General features: G+C 32.8%; 8 protein-coding genes. 7 read left to right on the top strand and 1 reads right to left on the bottom strand.

Annotation, left to right across the window (positions count from 1 at the left end; translation table 11 throughout):
* The first annotated feature begins 352 nt into the window (after nt 1-352).
* From K8B81_RS09685 to K8B81_RS09670, 4 genes are all read left to right on the top strand, one after another.
* Nucleotides 353-2,008, top strand: a complete 1,656-nt coding sequence (locus K8B81_RS09685) for a sensor histidine kinase (protein WP_223681232.1) — start codon at nt 353-355, stop codon at nt 2,006-2,008.
* Entirely contained in the window at nt 2,005-2,637 is a 633-nt protein-coding gene (locus K8B81_RS09680; RefSeq protein WP_223681231.1) for a response regulator, read from the top strand. The genes K8B81_RS09685 and K8B81_RS09680 overlap by 4 nt, the downstream gene beginning before the upstream one ends.
* A 115-nt stretch (nt 2,638-2,752) precedes the next feature.
* A complete protein-coding gene (locus tag K8B81_RS09675; protein ID WP_223681230.1) occupies nt 2,753-3,073 on the top strand; it encodes a hypothetical protein in 321 nt (106 codons plus the stop codon).
* A 417-nt stretch (nt 3,074-3,490) separates the two neighbouring features.
* Nucleotides 3,491-4,450 (top strand): phosphatase PAP2 family protein, encoded by a 960-nt coding sequence (locus K8B81_RS09670; protein ID WP_223681229.1) that lies wholly within the window; start codon nt 3,491-3,493, stop codon nt 4,448-4,450.
* Nucleotides 4,451-4,686: 236 nt separating this feature from the next.
* Here K8B81_RS09670 and K8B81_RS09665 read toward each other — a convergent pair whose 3' ends face one another.
* Complete coding sequence (locus tag K8B81_RS09665) at nt 4,687-4,866, bottom strand: hypothetical protein (protein ID WP_223681228.1); 180 nt, start codon at nt 4,864-4,866, stop codon at nt 4,687-4,689.
* A 288-nt stretch (nt 4,867-5,154) separates the two neighbouring features.
* Between K8B81_RS09665 and K8B81_RS09660 the strand changes: the two genes are divergently transcribed.
* From K8B81_RS09660 to K8B81_RS09650, 3 genes are read left to right on the top strand one after another with little or no spacing between them, the layout of a single operon-like run.
* Nucleotides 5,155-5,604 (top strand): hypothetical protein, encoded by a 450-nt coding sequence (locus tag K8B81_RS09660; RefSeq protein ID WP_223681227.1) that lies wholly within the window; start codon nt 5,155-5,157, stop codon nt 5,602-5,604.
* Nucleotides 5,605-5,644: 40 nt separating this feature from the next.
* Entirely contained in the window at nt 5,645-6,007 is a 363-nt protein-coding gene (locus tag K8B81_RS09655; protein WP_223681226.1) for a hypothetical protein, read from the top strand.
* A 52-nt stretch (nt 6,008-6,059) separates the two neighbouring features.
* Nucleotides 6,060-6,926 carry an alpha/beta hydrolase gene (locus tag K8B81_RS09650; protein WP_223681225.1) on the top strand — a complete coding sequence of 289 codons (867 nt, stop codon included), beginning with the start codon at nt 6,060-6,062 and terminating at the stop codon, nt 6,924-6,926.
* The last annotated feature ends 28 nt before the right edge of the window (nt 6,927-6,954 follow it).

The raw sequence follows: 6,954 nt of genomic DNA, 5'->3' as shown, positions 1-6,954 counted from the left end.
CAACGGGTTCAAGGAGAAGGCAGAGGACTAATGCGCAGCTTAGTTCTTAACTAGCAAAGTCTAAAGTTCACCTCTGCTTTCCTTTGAATAAATTTAAAGTTTTTATCAAATCCAAAGTAAAGGCAAAGTCTTTTCAGACTTTATGTAAGTTTAAAATGATGCTGCAATCCTAAAAGTGTAAAATGTCTCCTGACTTTTAACGTTAAGACCTTGTTAAGCTTACAACATGTTTAATTAAATCTAAAGTAAAATACTAAAGATTTTGCAGAGTTATTGCTTCAAAGTTTCTTTTAAAGCACTAAACGAAGTATATTTACGTATACTAACCAGCTATATCTTTAAAGTAGATTTAATGAACATCAAAACATTAATACTGATCATAATTAATAGTTTAATCGCGCTGGTAATTGCTTTGTTGTCTTTTTCATCCTACCAGCAGTTTTCAAATGTATTGAACGATCGTATTTTACTGCAGTTAAATTCTATCAAAACACTCAAGCAAAATCAGATCGAACATTTACTAAAATCAGAATGGGAGCGATTTGAATCTTCCGAATTGTATGGACAGAATATTGACACCACCGTTTTAAAACTTCCGGAAAGCATTAAAAAAAGTAATGGTATTTACGACTTTACCAAGTATCATGCTGCTAAAAAAACAACCATAGGCTTTGTCTCAAATTCTAAAAAGGGCACAAGCATTAAAATTTTAGACTACAATAAAATCAAACAAATACTCCTTGAACGTACCGGAATGGGGGATAGTGGAGAATCGTATTTGGTGGGCAGCGATTTCCGAATGCGTTCCCAATCTCGTTTTTATCCTAATAAAACCCCTTATACCATATTGGTTAAAACAAAAGGTGTAATCAATGCTTTTAAAGGGATAAATGGCAGAGGTGTTTTTGAAGATTACAGAGGAATTGATGTATATAGTGTGTACAGTCCGATAGTAGTTCAGAACTTAAAAATGGTAATTCTGTCTGAAATAGATGTTGATGAGGTGACACTTCCATTAAAAGAATTGAGACAAAGACTTATAGGGCTGACTCTTGGCATCTTTTTACTGGGGGTTATGCTATCTCTTTTTTTGACAAGATTTATTACCAATCCCATTAAGAACATGCAAAAAAGTCTCCGGATTATGGCAGAAGGGGATTATAACCAGACCAATGAATTTATAAAAAATTCGAAGGAAATAAAGGAAATGTTTGATGCGCTGGCCAATTTAAAAGCCTCTTTGCAGGGTGCCGTGAAATTCTCTGATGATATTGGGAAAATGAATTTGCATACCGATTTTAAACCTAAAAGTAATAACGATCTGTTAGGGAAAAGCCTTTTAGCGATGCGGGATAAGCTTATAGAGTTCAGAAATAATGATGAAAATACCAGAATACAATCCAAACGGATGCTGGTAAACGGTCTGGAAGATGAAAGGCGCCGACTTTCGCGTGAGCTCCATGATGGCGTGGGGCCTTATTTGACCTCTTTGAAACACTACATTGAAAACAGGGTTAAAAATGAACTGAAAAAAGCAGAAATGAAAAAGATAGTAGATGAAACCATTTCTGAAATCAGACTGATGTCGAATGCCTTAATGCCTGCTTCAATAGATGATTTTGGAGTTGGGGTCACTTTAACTAACTTTATCGAAAGCCTTAAAAAATCGACAAATGTAACTATTGAATATGAGGATTTAACTCAACAGGACAATTCTAATATTACCAATCATCAGGCAATTAATCTGTTTAGAATAACACAGGAGCTGATTAATAACACATTAAAACACGCTGATGCAAAAAATATCCGGATTACACTTTCGGAGTTTGATGAATTTATTTCTCTTTTTTATTTTGATGACGGAATCGGGTTTGACCTCAATACCGTTAAATTAGGCTTAGGAATTATTAACATCAAAGAACGTGTAGAAATTTGCAATGGTACAATTGTAATCAATGCAGCTCCCGGAAACACAACCTTTGAAATCGAGTTACCTATAGAATTATGAACGAAATCAAATTAATAATAGCTGACGATCATGAACTTTTCCGTAACGGACTTGCTGAGCTTCTCAGAAAGCATGATGATATAAAAATTGTTCAAAGCGTTGGTGATGGTATTCAGTTTATGGAACTAATTAATACTAACTTTGAAGCTGATATTGTATTGTTAGACATCACTATGCCCAATATGGATGGTTTTCAGGTTTTAAAGGAACTAAATAATACTGTTTCTGCCATAAAACCTATTGTAATTTCGATGCACAATGATGGAAATTATATCGCAAAATGTGCTAAAATGGGGGCTTACGGCTACTTGTTAAAAAATACAGATGAATCTGAATTAATTCTTGCCATAAGGACCGTTAGTCTTGGCAAAAAATATTTCAGTGCTGAAATCTCTGAAAAAATGATCAACTTTATGTCCACACAAAGCATCAGTGAAGCTATTTTGTCTAATAAAGAAACCGAAGTTTTAGGGTTAATTTCGAAGGGACTAACCACTAAAGAAATTGCGGCTCAGTTATTTGTAAGTTCACGGACCATAGAAACCCATCGCGCTAATATTTTAAAAAAGTTAGAAGTAAAAAATACTGCAGAACTTATTAAAAAAGCAGCAAAAATGAATTTAATATAATAAAGTTAGAAGTTTTTTATCCGTATAAATACGGATGCAAATTGGGTAGATTCCCATAATCCTAAAAGGCTGTTACCAATTGTAAATTTATAAAAAACAATAAACAGTAACAGTTATGAAAAATATAGCATTAATATTAGGGATTTTATTTATTTCTTTTGGTGCATTTGCACAGGAGAAACCGAATGTGAAACAAAGTGATTTAAAAGGTCCGGCATTTAAAAATTATAAAGTTTGGGAACACGAAACAGTGCCAGCTAAAATATATGCTGAAAATAATAAAACATCACTTCAGGGACCAGCCTATAAAAACGAGCAACCAGTGAGAGAAACTCCAAAAGAAAATCTGGCTGAAGTTAAAATAGGCAATTCAGAAAGACAAAAATTAACTGGACCAGCGTATAAAAACTTTGGGCCATGGAGTAAAAATTGGTAATGAATCACGAACTGAATGAGATAATCCAGATGTTTGCCACTGTGTAATATTTGATTCAATTGAGATTATAAAGTGAATTAGGCTGTCCAAAAGTAATTTTTGGATAGCCTTTTTTATTTCTCGTGGCAAGTTTACGATGAACATTATCCTAAGCCATGATTTAACAATTTATAGTCAATCAAGGTGTTGGTATAAATTCAAATTTGCTTTCAAATTCCTAGCTTTTCTTTTTTGTAAATATCTGATATTGGTTAATTTACAATTAAAATATTTAATATCCTATTAAAATTCTTACATTTATTTTTATTAAATTTGAAATTCAGGTTGTTTTGTAATTTAAATGCTGAGTGTGTTTGAGTTTACTTTAAATTTTACGTCCTGAATATGAGCCTTTGAATTTAATTTAAAATTGTCAGTATGAAATTTTTCAATATCATCTTTTTTAGTCTGTTATCAATTCAGTGCTTTACTCAGGAAGATACTTTAAAGACAAAAAAACAGACTGACAGCCTAAAAATAAAAACAGACAAAAGATTCAAGGTAGCAGGTTCCGTTATTGCGGACAGTTTTTTAAGTGTTCCGGGGGATTTTTCTGCAATGGGGCATAATGTATCAAGTGACTGGAAGAGGACGGCTCTTTATACTGCAGGAATAATCGGCTTAATAGCTGTTGATAAGCATACTACTGGTTTTCTCCATGAACATATAGAACCTAATATTAATTATAATTTGCCTGATATTGGTTCCAAAAGCCCAATTCCTTATGTAATTGGAGATGATCCTTATATTGTTTACCCAATTATCGGTTTGTATGCTGGTTCATTAATCATTAACAACGAAAAAGGACAAGTTGTAGCGCTTAATGCTATTAAATCTTTGGCCTATTCTTATGTTATAACTCAAATAGTTCTGAAAAGCATAGCAGCGAGAGACAGGCCGCAAAGAAAAGTAAATGATGATAAACCTGTAGTTGAGCCGTGGACAAAAGATCCATGGGATTTTGGAAATTTTCACGGGATTCATTTTGAACATGGAGGTCACGGTACAGCATTTCCTTCTTTTCATGCGACCTCATATTTTGCTGTTGCCAAAGTGTTTCAAATGGAATACGACAACTACTGGATACCCTATACATTTGTGACTGCAGTATTTCTTTCTGATATTAAAAGTCATGAACATTGGGTTTCAGACTTATTAGTAGGCGGATTAGTCGGTACTATAATTGGACGTTCTATAGTGATTAGCAGTCGCAGGCAACGGGCAAAAAATGACTCCAAAGCTTTTAACTATGATCCTAAGAAAATCAGAATGCATAAGCAATTGATCCCTCAAATTTCAAATTCTATGGTGGGATTCCATTTTATCGGAACTTTTTAAATTCTTAACTTAATTACCAAATTTATCCGGAGAAGCAAAATATTCCGGGCATCTCCCTCCGGGTCGGGCTTTCGGCTATATCTTTTGCTTCGTTTCACTGCACAAAAGGATACCGCCTCTATCCCTGATGCAATTCGCTGAAGAATTCCATAAAAAAGGGTTGGATATCAGCGAGATTTTATTAGCAAAGGCTGTCAGAATAGTAAAAAGTATAATTAATTACATAAATAATAAGCTTATACAAAATCACGTATTGAAAATACATGACTCCAAACTATAAGCAGTAAACAAAATGAAATAATAATTAAGCCAATTGTTGCCAGCATTACTTCTCTGTTTTTTCTTTGATCTCCTTCTTCATTGTTTTGAAATAATTCAAATTCACTTCTTCTTTTTAGGTTAGATTTATTAGCCATGGTTTTAATTATTGAGTTAGTATATAGCTAGTTACGTAAAAAAATGTTGTTTGGTTTTAAGAGTAATTGTATTTAGGTTGTTGTGGTTTTTTTTTGAAGAAATAAGTTTTACAGGTGCATAAGACAAAAGCCATCTTTATCCCGTAATTTTTTTATTCTGTTTGCCAATTTAATTCAATTAACTTAAATAAAAAAATTATTTTAGCCTGATATAATTAATCTCCGTTAAAATGGTTTTCGGAAATATTGTATTGTATAAAACCCAAATCTAAACCTAAAAAAAATCTTATGAAAATCACTATTTCTATGTCGGTTGCATTCTTCTTACTTTCTTTCAGTTTATTCAGCCAGACTATTGCTGAATTAAAACTGAAACCAAAAGAAATTCCGAAAGGCTACACCCTGAGTGATGGTAACAATTGTGTTTCTGTTCAGGCCTGTACTTTTTATAACGATATTGAGACCTATAGCAATATTGTTGGAAAAGTAAAGAGTAAAGCGATGCAAAGTTTTAAAAGCAGACCAGATAGCGGATCAATTATGTATTTCGAATTTGAACACGTATTTAAAGGTGAGCGTTTTTTGCAGGGATTGTTGTGGGGTAAAGGCGGGCAGCCTACAGATGAGCATCCTGAAGAGTATATTGTTAAAGGAAAGTTTCTCATTGTTTGGAGTTTTCATCCTGACAGTCCTGTCAGAGAAAAATCAGAAGCTAAAATTGAAACTATTTTACAGTAAGTTGTATTTTTACATTAAAAAAACTTCATAAAAAAATGAAATGAAAATACATATCAGAATCCTAATTTATTCAGTTCTATTTGTTTTATATCTTATTGTAATGGGATTTTTTCTTTCGATTCAATCAAAATTAAAAACAGACCTATACATAACCTTAAGCTGTGGTTTTGCCCTTTTTAATAGTATTTATGCTTTTCTGGTTATAAAATGGAAACCTTTATTAAATATACTCTTTTCTGTCGCTATAGCCTTTCTTGCCTTATTTTTGGCTTTAAAAACTTCAGATCTAAATTTGTTTTCTGTGAATGATCCTTATGGTATCAAAACAGCAATAATGACTAATGCTGTTGTCTCTATTGTTTTTTGGGAGATTTTGTATCAGGTGAAGGTTAGGAAAAGTTGAGGTAAAAGGAAGTAACAAATCAACAAAATGTAAATAAAATTTCAATACCGCAATGCATAAATTTTTCATCCTTATCCTAGTAGCATTTAGTACAACAAGTTTCAGCCAAAAAGGCAAGTCACAACCTGCTGATGCTGTCAAACCCTTTATTTTAGGTGTTATTGATGAAATCCAGTCAAAAGAATTAAACGAAAAAAGAATTTTAAATATTTATCTGCCGGAAGGTTATCAGCAGGAAGACGCAACAAAATATCCTGTCATCTATTTGCTCGACGGCTCTGCCGATGAAGATTTTATTCATATTTCAGGCTTGGTACAGTTTAATAGTTTTGAATGGATCAATCAGGTTCCAAAGTCTATTGTTGTAGGTATTGCTACCGTTGACAGAAGAAGGGATTTTACATTTCCAACAACTATTGAAACAGATAAAAAGCGTTTTCCGACTTCAGGACATTCAGATAAATTTATTGCTTTTATTGAAAAAGAATTACAGCCATTTATTGAAAAAAAATATAAAACCAACGATTCTAAAACAATTATCGGACAGTCTTTAGGCGGACTGTTGGAAACAGAAATTTTATTGAAAAAGCCGTCACTTTTTAATAAATATGTGATCGTAAGTCCAAGTTTATGGTGGAATGATGGTTCTTTACTCAAATTAGATTCTGAAATGCTGAAGGAGGGTTTTAAACAGCAAACAGAAGTTTATATCGCCGTTGGAAAAGAAGGTCTTACGCCCACTGAAATTCCGAGAGTTATGGAAGTTGACGCGAATATATTAGCCGAAAAAATAAAAGCCTCAAAAAGTAAAAATGTTAAAGTGTTTTTTGATTATCTGCCTCAGGAAAACCATGGAACCATTTTACATCCTGCAGTTTCAAATTCGTTAAAATTCTTTTATCCTCTTGATAAAAAATAAATTTTAGGAGTGTATGAATTTATTCAAA

This window comes from Flavobacterium hibisci, from assembly GCF_020026925.1.
GTDB classification, from domain to species: domain Bacteria; phylum Bacteroidota; class Bacteroidia; order Flavobacteriales; family Flavobacteriaceae; genus Flavobacterium; species Flavobacterium hibisci.
The sequence above is the reverse complement of the archived record's forward strand: the minus strand, read 5'-3'. Positions and strand labels throughout refer to the sequence as shown.